Consider the following 16518-nt stretch of genomic DNA (forward strand, 5'->3'; position numbering starts at 1 on the left):
GCTATCGGGCATCTTGCCGGATGCGGCGTCAACGCCTTATCCGGCCAGGACTTTTTTACTTCTCTTTTCCCCGGCCGTACATTCCCTGAAACAGTTGCGCCACATCGACAAAATAATCGGTCAGATAGTTAATCACCACCTGCACTTTGAGCGGCAGCTTATCCTTTTCGGTATATAACGCATACACCGGACGTGGATCTGACTGGTAGCGGGGGAGCAGGATCTCCACTTCGCCGCGGTTGATCTCGTTGATAACCCACATCAGCGGTACATAAGCAATGCCCGCGCCTGCCGCCAGCCAGCGCACCAGTGTCATCGGATCGTTGGTCACAAAACGTCCCTCTGGGATCAGACGGGTAGAAATCCCCTCAGGGGCAATTAATTCGAACTCATTATCCGGACGAACACTGTATTCCAACCACGAATGATTGCTGAGATCGGCGGGTTTCTCCGGGACACCAAACTGGGCGAGATAACTTTTTGCCGCGCAGACCACCATCGGCATAGCCCCCAGACGACGCGAAAAAAGGCTGGAGTCCTGCAGGGCGCCCACGCGGATAACCACGTCCAGACCGTCGGCAATCAGGTCGGGTGCCGGTATTCCTGTCACCAGATTTACCGTCAGCCCAGGATACTCTTTGAGCATTTTTGCGGTCAGTCCGGCGAGGACATTTTGTGCCATGGTTGAAGAACAACCAATGCGCAGCGTGCCGATGGGCGTGTTGTTAAAAGCATACAGTTGCTCGTGAACATCTTGCGCTTCGTGCAGCATTCGGCGGCAACCCTGATAATAAATTTTACCCGCCTCGGTAAGCCCAATGCTGCGTGTGCTGCGGTTTAGCAGCTTAACCTGCAACTCATCTTCCAGTTTGGATACCGTCTGGCTTATCGATGAAACGCTCATTTGCAACTGTCTTGCGGCGGCGGTGAAAGAGCCCAGTTCGACAACTTTGGCGAACACCGACATTCGTTTTAATCGTTCCATTGTTCACTCTGGCTTAAAAGTGATTTAGATCACATAATATAGATAACAGCATAACAGTTACGCTAATATATTATTATTCAAATAACAGCTATGTCGCTCTCGCCTGGCTCATCCTTGCCCTTCTCTGCGGTGACATACGCTAAATAATCGATCACCTGCACTCTCTTAAGCTACCAAGGTCAACATGAGTCTGTTTCCCGTTATCGTGGTGTTTGGTTTGTCCTTCCCACCGATTTTTTTCGAATTGCTTTTGTCACTGGCGATTTTCTGGCTGGTGCGCCGGGTGTTAGTTCCGACTGGCATCTATGATTTTGTCTGGCATCCGGCTCTGTTTAACACCGCGCTGTATTGCTGCCTTTTCTATTTAATATCGCGCCTTTTCTATTTAATATCGCGCCTGTTCGTTTGAGGTTGAAGTGAAAACACTAACAAAAAAACTCTCCCGTACGGCTATAACTCTCGTACTGGTCATTCTGGCCTTTATCGCTATTTTCCGCGCATGGGTCTATTACACCGAGTCACCGTGGACGCGTGATGCACGTTTTAGTGCTGATGTCGTCGCCATTGCACCGGATGTCGCGGGTCTTATCACCAATGTTAACGTCCATGATAACCAACTGGTGAAAAAGGATCAGGTCCTGTTCACTATCGATCAGCCACGTTATAAAAAAGCCCTCGAACAGGCTGAAGCGGACGTCGCTTATTATCAGGTACTGGCACAGGAAAAACGCCAGGAAGCCGGTCGTCGTAACCGACTGGGCGTGCAGGCAATGTCTCGTGAAGAGATTGACCAATCAAACAACGTACTGCAAACCGTATTACACCAGTTGGCGAAAGCTCAGGCGACTCGCGATCTGGCAACACTAGATCTCGAACGAACCGTTATTCGAGCGCCGGCAGATGGCTGGGTGACTAACCTGAACGTCTATACCGGTGAATTTATTACCCGCGGATCGACAGCGGTAGCACTGGTAAAACAGCACTCATTCTATGTACTGGCTTATATGGAAGAGACTAAGCTGGAAGGTGTACGTCCTGGGTATCGCGCTGAGATCACCCCGCTTGGCAGTAATAATGTGTTGAAAGGCACCGTCGATAGCGTGGCGGCAGGCGTGACAAATGCCAGCAGCACACGGGATGCGAAAGGTATGGCAACCATCGATTCTAATCTTGAATGGGTTCGTCTGGCGCAGCGCGTGCCGGTGCGTATTCGTCTTGACGATCAACAGGGAATGATGTGGCCGGCCGGTACTACGGCTACCGTCGTTATTACCGGTAAGCAGGATCGCGATGCCAGCCAGGAGTCGTTCTTCCGTAAAATGGCGCACCGTCTGCGCGAGTTTGGTTAATTGTGATGGGTATTTTCTCCATTGCCAATCAGCATATCCGCTTTGCGGTAAAGCTGGCATGCGCCATTGTACTGGCGTTATTTGTTGGCTTTCATTTCCAGCTTGAGACCCCTCGTTGGGCAGTCCTGACCGCAGCCATTGTGGCGGCAGGCCCAGCCTTTGCCGCCGGTGGAGAACCTTATTCAGGCGCTATCCGCTACCGCGGTATGCTGCGTATTGTTGGGACATTTATTGGCTGTATTGCCGCGCTGATCATTATCATCAGTATGATCCGTGCGCCGCTATTGATGATCCTGGTGTGCTGTATCTGGGCCGGTTTTTGTACCTGGATCTCTTCACTGGTAAAGATCGAAAACTCCTATGCCTGGGGGCTTTCGGGTTACACGGCGCTGATTATCGTCATTACCATTCAGGCGGAGCCTCTGCTGACGCCACAATTTGCGCTCGAACGCTGCAGCGAGATTGTGATGGGGATTGTCTGCGCTATCATCGCCGACCTACTCTTTTCGCCCCGTTCAGTGAAACAGGAGATAGATGTCGAGTTGGACAGCCTTCTGGTGGCGCAATATCAGCTTATGCAGCTGTGTATAAAGCATGGTGATAGCGAAGAGGTGGACAAGGCCTGGGGCACTTTAGTTCGTCGTACGGCGGCGCTGGAAGGTATGCGCAGCAACCTGAACATGGAATCCTCACGCTGGGTGCGCGCCAATCGTAGGCTCAAAGCGTTGAACACACTGTCACTGACGCTTATTACTCAGTCCTGCGAAACCTATCTTATCCAGAATACGCGACCAGAACTGATTACAGATACTTTCCGCGAGTTGTTTGATACACCGGTTGAAACGGTGCAGGACGTACATAAACAACTGAAGCGGATGCGCCGTGTGATTGCCTGGACCGGTGAGCGTGATACGCCGGTGACGATTTATAGCTGGGCCGGCGCGGCGACGCGCTACCTGCTGTTGAAACGCGGCGTGGTCAGCAATACCAAAATCAGTGCAATAGAAGAAGAGATCCTGCAGGGCGAGCCGGTGGTGAAAGTGGAATCCGCTGAACGTCACCATGCAATGGTCAACTTCTGGCGTACTACGCTGTCCTGTGTGCTGGGAACCTTATTCTGGTTGTGGACCGGCTGGACATCAGGTAGTGGCGCGATGGTAATGATAGCGGTCGTCACCTCGTTGGCCATGCGTTTGCCTAACCCCCGTATGGTAGCCATCGACTTTATCTATGGCACGCTGGCAGCATTACCGTTGGGGGCGCTCTATTTTTTGGTAATTATCCCCAATACCCAGCAAAGCATGTTATTGCTGTGTCTGAGTCTGGCGGTGCTGGGATTCTTTCTGGGTATCGAGGTGCAAAAGCGGCGTCTGGGCTCAATGGGGGCGCTGGCGAGCACCATTAACATCATCGTGCTGGATAACCCGATGACGTTCCACTTTAGCCAGTTCCTCGACAGTGCACTGGGGCAGATTGTCGGCTGCGTATTGGCGTTTATCGTTATTCTGCTGGTGCGGGATAACTCGCGTGACAGAACAGGTCGTGTGTTGCTTAACCAGTTTGTGTCGGCAGCGGTCTCCGCAATGACCACCAATGTTGTGCGCCGTAAAGAAAATCACCTTCCGGCGTTGTATCAGCAGCTGTTTTTACTGATGAACAAATTCCCCGGCGATCTGGCAAAGTTCCGCCTGGCACTGACGATGATTATTGCTCACCAGCGTTTACGTGATGCGCCTGTACCGGTAAACGACAATTTATCGACGTTTCATCGCCAGCTTCGCCGTACTGCCGATCATGTTATTTCTGCAGTCAATGATGACAAACGCCGACGCTACTTTAGTCAGTTGCTGGAGGAACTTGATATCTACCAGGAAAAATTAACGCTCTGGGAAGCCCCGCCTCAGGTGACGGAACCAGTGAAACGACTCACGGGAATGTTGCACAAATACCAGCATGCACTGACCAGCAATTCATAAATCATCTAACCGGAAGAGGATATTTCTTCCGGTTTCAGTTTTACCGCCCCTGTAATGTCATGATAAACGCGTTCATTAATGTGGAAAGCGGTTCGTCGTACCAGTAGGCATAAAGATCGGCTGGAATAGTGTCATTCAACGGTAAGAAACGAACGCCTGGCCAGTGGATCAATCCGCAGGTTTCTGGCAGCAAAGAGAGGCCCATTCCTGCGCTAACCAGCGCCAGCGCGGTTTGCGGTTCGTTAACCTGGTGGGTAATCAGAGGATAAAATCCTACCTCAACACAGCGGTCATGTACCTGACGGGCGAAATTGCTTTGATTAAATGAAAGCGAAATGATGGGGCGTTCAGCGAGCATCGCCAGTGAGACGCTTTGGTGTTGGCAGAGAGGATCGTGTTCAGGTACGGCGAGAGCAACCGCTTCGCGGGAAATCAATTGGCTACGAATATTCGTCTCGGATTGGGGCAGTACGTTCCGGCTAATCGCGATATCAATCGTCCGGGCATGCAAGGCTTCAATTTGCTGATGTTGGGAAAGCTCCTGCAAGCTCCAGTTTACGTACGGCTGTTGCTTTTTAAAGCCCTTTAGACGCGTAAGCAGCGTCCCCCACAGTGCGCTACCGACTATCCCAATGTTGAAATGTTGATGTTCGCTACGGCCAATCTGTCGCACATAATTGAGGGATTGATCGGTGGTACTCAGGATACGATCGACTTCCGTTTTCAATACCTGCCCGGCTCGCGTGAGAACCACTTTACGGCTGGTACGTTCAAATAGTGTCGTTTCAAGGATCTCTTCCAGTTCTTTAATCTGCATACTCAACGGTGGTTGAGAGATGTTTAACCGGGCCGCGGCCCGGCCAAAGTGCAGCTCGTCAGCGAGAACCTGAAAATAACTCAATGTTCGAAGACGAATTCGGCTATTGGCCTGGAGATCAATCATGCTGGTTACGCGTAAGAGAGGGAGAGAAACGGCATCATGCCGTCCTCCCCAAAGCTTGTCAAACCGCAGCGGATGTCGAGCGGGCGAGACGCTCGGCCTGGCTGCAGGCAACAGCGATAACCAGCGTCAGCAGTAACACACAATAGGCGACAGTTGACGTATTCACCGCCCCCTGCAGACCAAGGTGGCTGTTTACCATGGAGGATACGCTGGCAAACAGTAGCGTGCCCACTGTGCCGCACGTCAACAAGGCGGAGATCAAGGTTGGTGAACTGCGGCTCACCTGCAGTGAGCCATAGCTCATCAGGCCGGAGAATAAACCGGAGTTAAAGAAACCAAACACGCCGCACGCGACCAGAATCAGCGTGGTATTGTTGCTGTTGGCAATCAGCGCAATGGAGACCAGACCAATGCTTGCGCAGATCAGCAGGAAAGTGCGCAGCTTCATCCACTTCACGGTGAACTGATTCAGGAACAGGCCAATGGCTTTCGTCACCCAATACACAGTAGTGAACAGCGCGGCATCCTGCGCCTGAAGTGTAAAACGCGATTGCAGGTAGCCCGGTGTCCACATGGTAAAAATGGGTTCAGCCAGCAGGAAAGCAAAGAGAGTAAAACAGATTAAATAGACGGAGATCCCCCAGGGTTCTGACTCTTCCGTTTTCTCGTGTCGCTGCGGCTGCGCAACCTCTGTCGATGGGAAGCGACAACGCAGGGTAAGTGCCAACATCAGCGCGCCCAGACCGCCCATAATCCCATACATCGCAATCCAACTGGCACCCAGTTTAAACATCCAGGCTAACAGTAAAGAAAGGGTTGCTCCGGCAAAGCTGAAAAAGAAATCGGTAAAAATCAGGCTGGAAGAGCGGCTCTTTTCATCGGGATTAATACGGACCACCAGATAACTGCCGATGGTCATAAACACGCCCCCGCAGGCACCAATGCCGGCCACTGCAACGCTAAACAGTGTTAAGGTTGGTTGGATAAAAAGCACGGCGCTGATAATCACGGTGAGCGTTGCAGCAATAACTAATGGTTTTTTCAGCCCCCATTTTTTCATCAGAATGCCGCCAAGCATAATAGGCACAAACATGCCGATGTTCATCAAGGTAAAGACCTGCCCGATAAAGCTGGGGTCTTTATGAAAAGCGGCACACAGTGGCCCAAGCACAATCCCCAGTGTCGACACCAGTGCGCCAACAAAGTAATAGCTCAGGTACGAAACGGCATTGAGATTTGCGCGAGAAAACTGATTGTCTGGCATAACTTTTCTCCAGACGGAGCAGGGCGACCTGTCCGTCTACGGAACCACGATCAGGCGTACTGTTTGAGGAACTGGCTGATCAAACGAATAAAATCTTCGGTCACCATGGCTGCGCATTTCAGCGTTTGTTCATGGGAAAGCTCAACATCACTGAGGCCTTCAGCCATATTCGTGATGGCTGAAACGGCCAGTACTTTCAGGCCACAATGGCGTGCAGCTATCACTTCCGGTACCACCGACATACCGACCACATCGCCGCCCATACGTTGCATCATGCGAATCTCCGCAGCCGTCTCAAAATTAGGGCCAGGATAAGAGACGAAAACCCCTTCATGAAGCGTGATACCCAACTGCTCTGCGGCACCGTGAAGCTGCTGGCGCAGCTCGCGATCGTATGCGTTAGCGAGGCTAAAGAAGCGAGGACCAAAGCGTTCATCGTTCGGCCCGACAAGTGGGGTAGATGGCATGGTGTTGATGTGATCGTTGAGGGCAACCAGACTACCTGCAGGAATATCTACGTTCAGTGAACCCGCGGCGTTGGTACAGAATAAAAATTCGCAGCCCAACAGTTTAAAGGTACGCACGGCATGGGTCATGATGCCCATTCCCAGCCCTTCATAAAAATGCCCACGTCCCTTCATGCAGATGAGGTCGATGCCATAAAGCGTCCCCATCACCACTTCCCCGGCATGGCCGATTACGGTGCTGACCGGAAACCCAGGTAATTGTTGATATGAAAGCGTGGTTTTATTTTCCATGCGATCGGCAAGCGCCCCCAGACCTGACCCAAGTATCAGAGCGATACGTGGATGAAAATTGGGTTTTGCTGCACGCAGAATTTCAGCCGCTTCATACGGGGTATCGTTGACAACAGACATGGACATATCGACTCCAGAGACTATTCAGTTGCAGGCATTTTGTGGAGGCTTCAATTACAAATCCAATATGATAAGTGCGGTTATTAATATGATTTTCATATTGAAAATATCATATCGATATCGGACCTATTATTTTTCAGAACGTTATGGCCAACGTGTTTCATACTGTTTCTGAAACGCAGTCATAGTCTTGCACAAAAATGTGACGTACCTCTCTTTATCTAAACAGTGAACAATTCATTCCTGGCGTATTGCGCACACTGAGGCAGCGCTATACTTAAGACGAGCATTTAGCTGGGGTGATAAACGATGCCTGGACCGCAGGAACATAAAATTTTGCTGGCGGGATACACGGGAAACAGGTTGAGGAAGACCCTGCATATCGGTGGTCTGTAGAGTAACTGGCGTCGGGATGGTGGCTATAGATGAATATCTATACGTTTGATTTTGACGAAATTGAAAATCAGAGTGATTTCTACCGTGAGTTTGCACGTACATTTGGCCTGGCCCGGGAAAAGGTGGTTGATTTAGATTCTTTGTGGGAGGTTGTGGTTGGGGAAGTCTTGCCGTTACCTCTGGAAATCGAATTTGTCCATTTACCGGATAAGTTACGCAGGCGATATGGCGCGCTGATTTTACTGTTCGATGAAGCAGAAGAAGAGCTCGAAGGGCAGTTACGCTTTAACGTTCGCCACTCAAAACAGGCATAAAAAAGCCCCCGGCAGGCGGGGGCAAGTCGTCGGACTAGACGACGAGGGTTTATTTGTACAATTCTGCGGTTGCATGCCAGTGAGCACCTTCACGGAGTTCAGTGACACGATAGCTGCTGGCGCCCGCTTTTTCTGCTTTAGCGGCGATTGCCTGACGCATATCCATTGGTGAGCTACCGATCTGAGACACAGAGATAGTACCCATGGATTGCAGATTCTGTGCTTCTTGCGAGTTCACCTGATTAACAGCGGCGCTTGCACCGAAAGAGAGAACTGAGAGAAGACTTAAAGTTGCAACAGTGGTTTTGATTTTCATGATATTTACCTCGTCGAATTCTTTTATTAGGGGTCTTTGTTTCGTGACCCTCATCACAAAATCAAGTATACACTAATCACGCGATAAATTAATACCACGCTAATTGTTTCCATGGTAATTGGGTGTTAAGAAAAGTATTTTTTATAACTATATGGAATTAAAAATACAGATTAGAGCTTCTTCTTGAAAAGAAAATTAATAAATTCATACTGATACAATATTTTGCAAATTGTGCGTTTTTGATGAGTGTCATTCACCTCGTGAATGTGTTTTGGCGGTGAAACGCACTATTTGTTAAATGTTCGGTAGTGGAAAACTGAGGAGGGGAACAGAAAAGAGAGATTTTTCCCCCGCCACAGGGCGTGACGGGGAAGGGAATTACAGTTCTTGTTCAAACAGTTCCAGAATGGCTTCGTACAGGTCTTTTACCGTAAAACCTTTGGCCGGTGTGGTGAAGATGGTATCGTCACCCGCAATCGTGCCAAGAATACCTTCTGCTTTACCCAGTGAATCCAGCAGGCGAGCAATCAGCTGCGCAGCCCCTGGGCTGGTATGAATAACGACAACGGCATCGTTGTAGTCGATATCCAGCACCAGATTTTTCAACGGGCTTGATGTTGTCGGGACGCCCAGCTCTGCAGGCAGGCAGTACACCATTTCCATTTTCGCATTGCGTGTACGCACGGCACCAAACTTGGTCAGCATGCGTGAAACCTTGGACTGGTTGATATTATCAAAGCCCTGATCCTGCAACGCGAGGACGATTTCGCCCTGAGAGCTGAATTTTTCTTCTTTAAGTAGCGCTTTAAACGCCTTAACTAATTCTTCTTGTTTAGCCGAGCTTCGCATAAGTCACCCGTAATATGGCGGTAGAAACAACATTATTGTGCATACAGATGAATTTTTATGCAAACGGTCTGCCTCGTTCAAGGCTGAAATAATGTTATGAAAGAGCGGGATTTTATCAAATTTCGTTATCAAGAAACATGCCTGTGTCACGGCTCGCAAATAAGATTAAAAGTAAATTAAATGTTATCAAATTGATGTTGTTTTGAGAGGGCTGTAGGGTATATTGTCAGCACCTGTTGGAAAGTTGCTCTACTGTGCGAGTGGTTTTGAATTACGTAACTTAGGTTTTATTTTACGTAAGTTAAATGCATAAAAGCCAAATTTGCGTGACTACGCATTCTTGAAGCGTGGTTATTGAATTCATTGGATTTGTGAATTAAGGTCGCCGCCGCGGAGCAATAGACATTTTGCTTATCAATATAATAAGGAGTTTAGGATGAAAGTTGCAGTCCTCGGCGCTGCTGGTGGTATCGGTCAGGCGCTAGCATTACTGTTAAAAACCCAACTGCCTTCAGGTTCAGAACTCTCCCTGTACGACATCGCTCCAGTAACTCCTGGTGTGGCCGTTGATTTGAGCCATATCCCTACTGCTGTGAAAATCAAAGGCTTCAGCGGTGAAGATGCGACCCCTGCACTGGAAGGTGCTGACGTGGTGCTGATTTCTGCGGGTGTTGCGCGTAAACCAGGTATGGACCGTTCTGACCTGTTTAACGTGAATGCTGGCATCGTGAAGAATCTGGTGCAGCAGGTTGCTACAACCTGTCCGAAAGCGTGTATCGGTATCATCACTAACCCAGTGAACACGACCGTTGCTATTGCTGCTGAAGTGCTGAAAAAAGCAGGCGTATACGATAAGAACAAACTGTTTGGCGTGACTACGCTGGACATCATCCGCTCCAACACCTTTGTGGCGGAACTGAAAGGCAAGCAGCCTGGCGATGTTGAAGTCCCGGTTATCGGTGGACACTCAGGTGTGACCATTCTGCCGCTGCTGTCACAAATTCCTGGCGTAAGCTTCACAGAACAAGAAGCGGCTGACCTGACTAAACGTATCCAGAACGCGGGTACTGAAGTAGTGGAAGCAAAAGCCGGTGGCGGGTCTGCAACCCTGTCTATGGGTCAGGCTGCAGCACGTTTCGGTCTGTCACTGGTTCGTGCGCTGAGCGGCGAAAAAGGTGTGGTGGAATGTGCTTACGTTGAAGGCGACGGCCAATATGCTCGCTTCTTCTCTCAGCCGCTGCTGCTGGGCAAAAATGGCGTAGAAGAACGTCAGTCCATCGGTAAACTGAGCGCGTTCGAACAAAGCTCGCTGGAAGGCATGCTGGACACGCTGAAGAAAGATATCACCCTGGGCGAAGAGTTCGTTAAGTAAAACGCCAGGGGAGGCCAGCGTGTATTTGTTGGCCTGATAAGCGTAGTGCCATCAGGCATTACATGCTAACTCCCTATGATATCGCCTAATAGAAACCGGAGCATATATTGTGCTCCGGTTTTTTTATGGCAAGTGAGAGGTAGACGTAGCGTTAATTGGTGGCAGGGTATTCCTGAATCGTTACCTGCAGCGTCAATTGCTTATCATCGCGCATCACAACCACTGAGATAACCGAACCGGGGCGAATCTCTGCGACCTGATCCATGGTCTCCAGCGCTGATACTGCCGGTTTATTATTTACCGAAATGATGAGATCGTTGACCTGAATTCCGGCCTGGGCTGCCGGACCATCCGGAGCCACTTCGTTTACGACAATCCCCTGAATTTGATCCATGCCGCTACCTTGTGCGTGCAGCGGTGCAATTTCACGCCCGCTGATGCCGATGTAGCCACGAATAACGCGCCCGTCGCGAATCAGCTTATCCATGATTTTCGTCGCCAGTTGAAACGGAATGGCAAAGCCAATCCCTTCCGGCGTTTCACCATCATTGCTCTTATCAAACGACAGTGTGTTAATCCCCATCAACTCACCCAGCGAGTTAACCAGCGCACCGCCGGAGTTACCGTGGTTAATGGAGGCATCCGTCTGCAGGAAGTTTTGCCGACCTGTTGGGTTCAGGCCAATACGCCCCGTGGCGCTGATGATCCCCTGAGTGATTGTTTGCCCAAGGTTGTACGGGTTACCGATGGCAAGCACGACATCGCCAATATGCGGTACACGTTTGTTATTAATCGGGATCGTTGGTAGTCCGCCCGCTGCGTTGATTTTCAACACTGCAAGGTCGGTTAAGGTATCAGAGCCAACAAGCAGCGCTTCAAAGACACGTCCATCCTGCAACGCGACGATGATTTGGTCGGCGTCATTAATGACATGCTTGTTGGTGATGATATAGCCGCGCTGATCCATGATAACGCCTGAACCGAGCGTGCGGATCTCAAGCTGGTTATGCGTCGTGCTGTTCATACTGCGGTTGTACACGTTGACCACGGCAGGCGCAGCACGGCGAACTGCCGGGTTATAACTGGCAGGAGTTTCATCTGTGCTGTCGAACTGTGGTGCGGTAAGCGTATTAATTTTTCGCAGAGAGGGCATCGCGGCCAGCAGAATGGCGCCGACGATTAAACCAATCGCGACCGAACGTAAAAGCTTCACAAACATGATGGCGGCGTCATTAAAAAAGGGAACGGCAGCAGCATATCACGAGTTTACCGGACATCACACGGGGGGCTGATGTCCGGTTGTCCTGGTTAACGCAAAAGCAGGTAAATACTCTCGTTACCACGAACGACCTGCAGAGCAATGATTGACGGTTTCGTTTCCAGCACTTTGCGCATTTCGGCAATCGAGTTCACCCGATCGCGGTTAACGGCGATGATGACGTCATCTTTATGCAGGCCGGCCTGTGCGGCTGGGCTACTTTTCTCAACGTTATCAATTCTAATGCCTTTGGTACCGTCTTTTAGCTGCCCGTCGCTGAGCGTGGCACCTTGTAATGCCGGTGCAATCATTTCCGCACTGGCGGAAGATGATGTACTGGTATCCAGCGTCACTTCAACTTCCAGTGGTTTACCGTTACGCAGCAGGCCCAGTTTGACTTTGGTCCCCGGTTCGGTTGTCGCAATACGCGAACGCAGTTCGGCGAAACTACTGAGCGGTTTGCCATTTAGACTGGTAATCACGTCACCGGATTTCACGCCCGCTTTGGCGGAACCAGAGTTAGGCAGAACTTCGCTGACAAACGCGCCACGTTGTACATCCAGTTTGAATGCTTTAGCGATATCAGCGGTCATTTCAGTACCTTTAATACCTAACAGACCACGTTTGATTTCGCCAAACTGCATTAATTGCTGCGCCAGCGTACGCGCCATGTTACTGGGGATAGCAAAGCCGATCCCAATGCTGCCGCCGCCAGGTGCGAGAATGGCGGTATTGATACCAATCAGCTCACCATTCAGGTTGAGCAACGCACCGCCGGAGTTACCGCGGTTAATAGACGCATCGGTCTGAATAAAGTTTTCCAGACCTTCCAGGTTCAGACCACTGCGACCCAATGCGGAGACGATCCCTGAGGTTGCCGTTTGTCCCAACCCAAACGGGTTGCCGACGGCGACAGCAAAGTCACCTACGCGCAGTTTGTCGGAGTCGGCGATAGCGATTTGTGTCAGGTTGCTGGGATGCTGTATTTGCAGCAGGGCGATATCGCTCTGATCGTCGCTACCGATGAGTTTGGCATCGAACTCGCGCCCATCGTTCAGCTGAACGCTAATTTTTTGCGCCTGATTAATAACGTGGTTGTTGGTCAGAACATAGCCCTTGGCAGCGTCAATGATGACGCCTGAACCCAGTCCTTCGAATGGCTGCGAGGGCTGATCGGGCAGCTCATCGCCAAAAAACTTTTTGAATTCTTCCGGGACTTTTTGCCCTTGAACGGCGGTGCCCTCGACTCTCACGCTAACCACGGCAGGTAACACTTTTTCCAGCATGGGGGCGAGGCTGGGGAGCGCTGCCTGACCGGGTACCTGGCCGGGAATCGACGCAATGGCCTGGAATGGCGCCGAGAGAGTTAACCCGACACTTAACGCTAATGCACTCAACAGCTGGGTTTGTTTTTTCATGGATCCTGCTCTCGTACCTTGAGTAAACGGAAGATGATTCAAAACAGTTTGATGTTATTGAATTTTCGGTTTGGTCACAATGAGGCTAACGACTAAATAATAGCTGGGACGGGAAGAGAAGCGGAGGGCGCAATTGCTGCGCCCCATAAATTTCTTAACGATGTGCAGTTAGTCGCGCTTTGCGCCACTACGCAGCAGGCCGGAAGCCCCTTCGGAATAGTCACGCGGCATCTGAACCGGTGCCTGATCGTTACCCGCTTCAGACTCAGCCAGACGATTGCGGAATGGGTTGTTTTCCGCTGACATGCCCGGCAGCAGGCTGCTGGAGCTTTTCGCCATATGCTGATAGATCTGACGATAATCGTCAGCCATGTTATCCAGTAGCTCAGCGCTGCGGGCAAAATGACTCACCAGCTCTTCGCGGTACTCTTCCAGTTCAGCTTTGTTCTTTTCCAGTTCGTACTGTAATGCCTGCTGTTGGCGTAATTTACGATTACCAAAACGCATGGCTACAGCACCAATAATGATACCGACGACTAACCCAATTAGCGCATATTCCCAGGTCATGAACATCTCCCGTTGTCTTTTGTTTCCGTAGGGTGTTGGCTTTAGGCTCCATGCCTGCGCCTGATTATGCCACTATAACCGCTAATCCCGTAGAAGTGGAATCCCGTGTTTATATCACGTAATGTAGAACGGCCTTTTTTTCGTCAACCGTGAGCGACGGCACATCGATTCTCAAGGAATAACAATAACATCATGCAAAGCCTTTCCCCGACATCGCGATACCTGCAGGCCCTTAACGACGGCAGTCATCAACCCGACAATGTACAAAAAGAAGCGGTGAATCGACTGGAAACGATTTACCAGGAGCTCACCACGATTGCACCTCCAGCGGCGCAGGAGAGTGGACTGATGGCCCGCTTTGGTAAATTGCTGGGTAAACGTGAGCCGAAGGAAAACACGCCGGTGCGTGGTCTGTATATGTGGGGGGGCGTAGGGCGCGGAAAAACCTGGCTGATGGATTTGTTCTACCATAGCCTGCCTGGCGCACGTAAACAGCGTTTGCACTTTCACCGCTTCATGCTGCGCGTGCATGAAGAACTGACGGCTCTGCAAGGCCAGAGCGACCCGTTGGAAGTGATTGCTGACCGCTTCAAAGCCGAAACCGATGTGCTGTGCTTTGATGAATTTTTTGTCTCGGATATTACTGACGCCATGCTGCTCGGTGGCTTAATGAAGGCGCTATTTGCTCGCGGCATTACGCTGGTGGCAACGTCCAATATTCCGCCTGATGAACTGTATCGTAACGGTTTGCAACGTGCGCGCTTCCTTCCCGCGATCGACGCTATTAAACAGTATTGCGATATCATGAACGTGGATGCCGGCGTTGACTACCGGTTGCGTACGTTAACCCAGGCACACTTATGGCTGTCCCCGCTTAATGATGAAACGCAGCGGCAGATGGATAAGCTTTGGCTGGCCTTAGCGGGAGCGAAAGGCGATCATGCGCCGACGCTGGAGATTAACCATCGCCCGATGCAGACGCTGGCCGTTGAGAACCAAACGCTGGCGGTATCATTCACTACGCTGTGCGTCGATGCCCGCAGCCAGCACGATTACATCGCGTTATCGCGCCTGTTTCACACGGTGCTGCTGTCTGATGTACCGGTAATGACGACGCTGATGGAAAGTGAAGCACGGCGCTTTATCGCGCTGGTTGATGAATTCTACGAACGCCACGTTAAGCTGGTGGTCAGCGCCGCAGCGCCTTTATATGAAATCTACCAGGGCGAGCGCCTGAAGTTTGAATTCCAGCGTTGTTTATCGCGTTTGCAGGAGATGCAAAGCGAGGAGTATCTGAAGCGGGAACATTTAGCCGGTTAAACCTGCCGCAAATCACATAAAGGGGTCGATCTTTGACCCTGACTTCTCTATAATCTTGCGACCCCACGTTACGAGAGAGTTTTTTTCCCAAAACTTTCTATGCGCCGGCATAGGCTATTCGAAGGGGTAGGTTTGCTGGACAATGTCGTGTGAACCTCAACTGACAAAACGTTTGGGTGTTCACCAACGTGTAACTTATTTATTTGGGTAAGCTTTTAATGAAAACTTTTACAGCTAAACCAGAAACCGTAAAACGCGACTGGTATGTTGTTGACGCGACCGGTAAAACTCTGGGCCGTCTGGCTTCCGAACTGGCTCTGCGCCTGCGCGGTAAGCACAAAGCGGAATACACTCCGCACGTAGATACTGGTGATTACATCATCGTTCTGAACGCTGACAAAGTTGCTGTAACCGGCAACAAGCGTACTGACAAAGTGTACTATCACCACACCGGCCACATCGGTGGTATCAAACAAGCGACCTTTGAAGAGATGATTGCTCGCCGTCCTGAGCGTGTGCTTGAAATCGCGGTTAAAGGCATGCTGCCAAAAGGCCCGCTGGGTCGTGCTATGTTCCGTAAACTGAAAGTTTACGCTGGCAACGAGCACAACCACGCGGCACAGCAACCGCAAGTTCTTGACATCTAATCGGGATTATAGGCAATGGCTGAAAATCAATACTACGGCACTGGTCGCCGCAAAAGTTCCGCAGCTCGCGTTTTCATCAAACCGGGCAGTGGTAAAATCGTAATCAACCAACGTTCTCTGGAACAGTACTTCGGTCGTGAAACTGCCCGCATGGTAGTTCGTCAGCCGCTGGAACTGGTCGACATGGTTGAGAAACTGGATCTGTACATCACTGTTAAAGGTGGTGGTATCTCTGGTCAGGCTGGTGCGATCCGTCACGGTATCACCCGCGCTCTGATGGAGTACGACGAATCCCTGCGTGGCGAACTGCGTAAAGCTGGCTTCGTTACTCGTGATGCTCGTCAGGTTGAACGTAAGAAAGTCGGTCTGCGTAAAGCACGTCGTCGTCCGCAGTTCTCCAAACGTTAATTGCTTTCTGCTTCGGCAGATTACAATTTGCGAAAAAACCCGCCTCGGCGGGTTTTTTTATGATTTTCATCCGCCCAAAATCACGGTAATACGCTGATTGCCACCTCTTTTTCCCCATTTCCAGAATCGACTCACCACAAAGGTCACAAAATCTGGTAAACTATCATCCAATTTTCTGCCCAAATATCCGGTATTGTTCATTTTTTGTTTGTATTTTGAACAGTAATGACTTTCCCGAATCTGGGTGACATCACTTCT

The 16518-nt window shown here is 50.5% G+C and carries 17 protein-coding genes; 8 read left to right on the forward strand and 9 right to left on the reverse strand.

Translation table 11 applies throughout. The features are described 5' to 3' along the window. Window positions 1–55 precede the first annotated feature (55 nt). Window positions 56–985 (reverse strand): HTH-type transcriptional activator AaeR, encoded by a 930-nt coding sequence (aaeR, locus tag QMN38_RS17295; protein WP_038634351.1) that lies wholly within the window; start codon window positions 983–985, stop codon window positions 56–58. A 184-nt stretch (window positions 986–1169) separates the two neighbouring features. On the opposite strand from aaeR, the gene aaeX reads away from it, so the two are divergent. From aaeX to aaeB, 3 genes are read left to right on the forward strand one after another with little or no spacing between them, the layout of a single operon-like run. Then, entirely contained in the window at window positions 1170–1394 is a 225-nt protein-coding gene (gene aaeX, locus QMN38_RS17300; protein WP_323605438.1) for a p-hydroxybenzoic acid efflux pump operon protein AaeX, read from the forward strand. A gap of 7 nt (window positions 1395–1401) precedes the next feature. After that, window positions 1402–2334 carry a p-hydroxybenzoic acid efflux pump subunit AaeA gene (aaeA, locus tag QMN38_RS17305; RefSeq protein ID WP_323605439.1) on the forward strand — a complete coding sequence of 311 codons (933 nt, stop codon included), beginning with the start codon at window positions 1402–1404 and terminating at the stop codon, window positions 2332–2334. Window positions 2335–2339: 5 nt separating this feature from the next. Then, the gene (gene aaeB / locus QMN38_RS17310; RefSeq protein ID WP_323605440.1) at window positions 2340–4310 is read left to right on the forward strand and encodes a p-hydroxybenzoic acid efflux pump subunit AaeB; all 1971 of its coding nucleotides are present in this window, start codon (window positions 2340–2342) and stop codon (window positions 4308–4310) included. Between the two features lie 40 nt (window positions 4311–4350). Here the strand turns inward: aaeB and QMN38_RS17315 are convergent, their stop codons facing one another. The 3 genes from QMN38_RS17315 to xapA are packed head-to-tail and all read right to left on the reverse strand — an operon-like array spanning window position 4351 to window position 7401. Then, window positions 4351–5253, reverse strand: coding sequence for a LysR family transcriptional regulator (locus QMN38_RS17315; RefSeq protein ID WP_323605442.1), 903 nt, complete (start codon window positions 5251–5253; stop codon window positions 4351–4353). A gap of 58 nt (window positions 5254–5311) precedes the next feature. Next, window positions 5312–6517 carry an MFS transporter TsgA gene (tsgA, locus tag QMN38_RS17320; RefSeq protein WP_271441666.1) on the reverse strand — a complete coding sequence of 402 codons (1206 nt, stop codon included), beginning with the start codon at window positions 6515–6517 and terminating at the stop codon, window positions 5312–5314. A 50-nt stretch (window positions 6518–6567) separates the two neighbouring features. Next, the gene (xapA, locus tag QMN38_RS17325) at window positions 6568–7401 is read right to left on the reverse strand and encodes a xanthosine phosphorylase (RefSeq protein ID WP_137382453.1); all 834 of its coding nucleotides are present in this window, start codon (window positions 7399–7401) and stop codon (window positions 6568–6570) included. 419 nt (window positions 7402–7820) lie between these two features. Between xapA and QMN38_RS17330 the strand changes: the two genes are divergently transcribed. Continuing rightward, window positions 7821–8105 (forward strand): barstar family protein, encoded by a 285-nt coding sequence (locus QMN38_RS17330; protein ID WP_271441665.1) that lies wholly within the window; start codon window positions 7821–7823, stop codon window positions 8103–8105. A gap of 49 nt (window positions 8106–8154) precedes the next feature. On the opposite strand, the gene yhcN is transcribed toward QMN38_RS17330, so the two are convergent. Both yhcN and argR read right to left on the reverse strand, forming a co-directional pair. Continuing rightward, on the reverse strand, window positions 8155–8421 hold the full coding sequence (gene yhcN / locus QMN38_RS17335) for a peroxide/acid stress response protein YhcN (protein WP_005121357.1): 267 nt from the start codon (window positions 8419–8421) through the stop codon (window positions 8155–8157). 378 nt (window positions 8422–8799) lie between these two features. Then, on the reverse strand, window positions 8800–9270 hold the full coding sequence (argR, locus tag QMN38_RS17340) for a transcriptional regulator ArgR (protein ID WP_003025162.1): 471 nt from the start codon (window positions 9268–9270) through the stop codon (window positions 8800–8802). Window positions 9271–9706: 436 nt separating this feature from the next. On the opposite strand from argR, the gene mdh reads away from it, so the two are divergent. Beyond that, the gene (gene mdh, locus QMN38_RS17345; RefSeq protein WP_040234161.1) at window positions 9707–10642 is read left to right on the forward strand and encodes a malate dehydrogenase; all 936 of its coding nucleotides are present in this window, start codon (window positions 9707–9709) and stop codon (window positions 10640–10642) included. A gap of 151 nt (window positions 10643–10793) precedes the next feature. On the opposite strand, the gene degS is transcribed toward mdh, so the two are convergent. From degS to zapG, 3 genes are all read right to left on the reverse strand, one after another. Then, on the reverse strand, window positions 10794–11861 hold the full coding sequence (gene degS, locus QMN38_RS17350) for an outer membrane-stress sensor serine endopeptidase DegS (RefSeq protein WP_005121354.1): 1068 nt from the start codon (window positions 11859–11861) through the stop codon (window positions 10794–10796). Between the two features lie 89 nt (window positions 11862–11950). Continuing rightward, complete coding sequence (gene degQ, locus QMN38_RS17355) at window positions 11951–13318, reverse strand: serine endoprotease DegQ (protein ID WP_271449014.1); 1368 nt, start codon at window positions 13316–13318, stop codon at window positions 11951–11953. A 168-nt stretch (window positions 13319–13486) separates the two neighbouring features. Then, entirely contained in the window at window positions 13487–13885 is a 399-nt protein-coding gene (gene zapG / locus QMN38_RS17360; RefSeq protein ID WP_005121352.1) for a Z-ring associated protein ZapG, read from the reverse strand. A gap of 192 nt (window positions 13886–14077) precedes the next feature. Between zapG and zapE the strand changes: the two genes are divergently transcribed. The 3 genes from zapE to rpsI all read left to right on the forward strand — a co-directional run bounded on the left by zapE (window position 14078) and on the right by rpsI (window position 16260). After that, a complete protein-coding gene (gene zapE, locus QMN38_RS17365) occupies window positions 14078–15205 on the forward strand; it encodes a cell division protein ZapE (RefSeq protein WP_323605446.1) in 1128 nt (375 codons plus the stop codon). 218 nt (window positions 15206–15423) lie between these two features. Beyond that, window positions 15424–15852 carry a 50S ribosomal protein L13 gene (rplM, locus tag QMN38_RS17370; RefSeq protein ID WP_003025141.1) on the forward strand — a complete coding sequence of 143 codons (429 nt, stop codon included), beginning with the start codon at window positions 15424–15426 and terminating at the stop codon, window positions 15850–15852. A 15-nt stretch (window positions 15853–15867) separates the two neighbouring features. Next, the gene (gene rpsI / locus QMN38_RS17375) at window positions 15868–16260 is read left to right on the forward strand and encodes a 30S ribosomal protein S9 (protein WP_003025138.1); all 393 of its coding nucleotides are present in this window, start codon (window positions 15868–15870) and stop codon (window positions 16258–16260) included. Window positions 16261–16518 lie beyond the last annotated feature (258 nt).

This window comes from Citrobacter sp. R-1.5.2 (assembly GCF_035064245.1).
Classification (GTDB): Bacteria; Pseudomonadota; Gammaproteobacteria; order Enterobacterales; family Enterobacteriaceae; genus Citrobacter.

Excerpts from the sequence above, each read along its gene's own strand:
- aaeR (WP_038634351.1), bottom strand. The coding sequence starts at position 985 with ATGGAACGATTAAAACGAATGTCGGTGTTCGCCAAAGTTGTCGAACTG.
- aaeX (WP_323605438.1), top strand. The coding sequence starts at position 1,170 with ATGAGTCTGTTTCCCGTTATCGTGGTGTTTGGTTTGTCCTTCCCACCG.
- aaeB (WP_323605440.1), top strand. The coding sequence starts at position 2,340 with ATGGGTATTTTCTCCATTGCCAATCAGCATATCCGCTTTGCGGTAAAG.
- QMN38_RS17315 (WP_323605442.1), bottom strand. The coding sequence starts at position 5,253 with ATGATTGATCTCCAGGCCAATAGCCGAATTCGTCTTCGAACATTGAGT.
- tsgA (WP_271441666.1), bottom strand. The coding sequence starts at position 6,517 with ATGCCAGACAATCAGTTTTCTCGCGCAAATCTCAATGCCGTTTCGTAC.
- xapA (WP_137382453.1), bottom strand. The coding sequence starts at position 7,401 with ATGTCCATGTCTGTTGTCAACGATACCCCGTATGAAGCGGCTGAAATT.
- QMN38_RS17330 (WP_271441665.1), top strand. The coding sequence starts at position 7,821 with ATGAATATCTATACGTTTGATTTTGACGAAATTGAAAATCAGAGTGAT.
- yhcN (WP_005121357.1), bottom strand. The coding sequence starts at position 8,421 with ATGAAAATCAAAACCACTGTTGCAACTTTAAGTCTTCTCTCAGTTCTC.
- argR (WP_003025162.1), bottom strand. The coding sequence starts at position 9,270 with ATGCGAAGCTCGGCTAAACAAGAAGAATTAGTTAAGGCGTTTAAAGCG.
- mdh (WP_040234161.1), top strand. The coding sequence starts at position 9,707 with ATGAAAGTTGCAGTCCTCGGCGCTGCTGGTGGTATCGGTCAGGCGCTA.
- degS (WP_005121354.1), bottom strand. The coding sequence starts at position 11,861 with ATGTTTGTGAAGCTTTTACGTTCGGTCGCGATTGGTTTAATCGTCGGC.
- degQ (WP_271449014.1), bottom strand. The coding sequence starts at position 13,318 with ATGAAAAAACAAACCCAGCTGTTGAGTGCATTAGCGTTAAGTGTCGGG.
- zapG (WP_005121352.1), bottom strand. The coding sequence starts at position 13,885 with ATGACCTGGGAATATGCGCTAATTGGGTTAGTCGTCGGTATCATTATT.
- zapE (WP_323605446.1), top strand. The coding sequence starts at position 14,078 with ATGCAAAGCCTTTCCCCGACATCGCGATACCTGCAGGCCCTTAACGAC.
- rplM (WP_003025141.1), top strand. The coding sequence starts at position 15,424 with ATGAAAACTTTTACAGCTAAACCAGAAACCGTAAAACGCGACTGGTAT.
- rpsI (WP_003025138.1), top strand. The coding sequence starts at position 15,868 with ATGGCTGAAAATCAATACTACGGCACTGGTCGCCGCAAAAGTTCCGCA.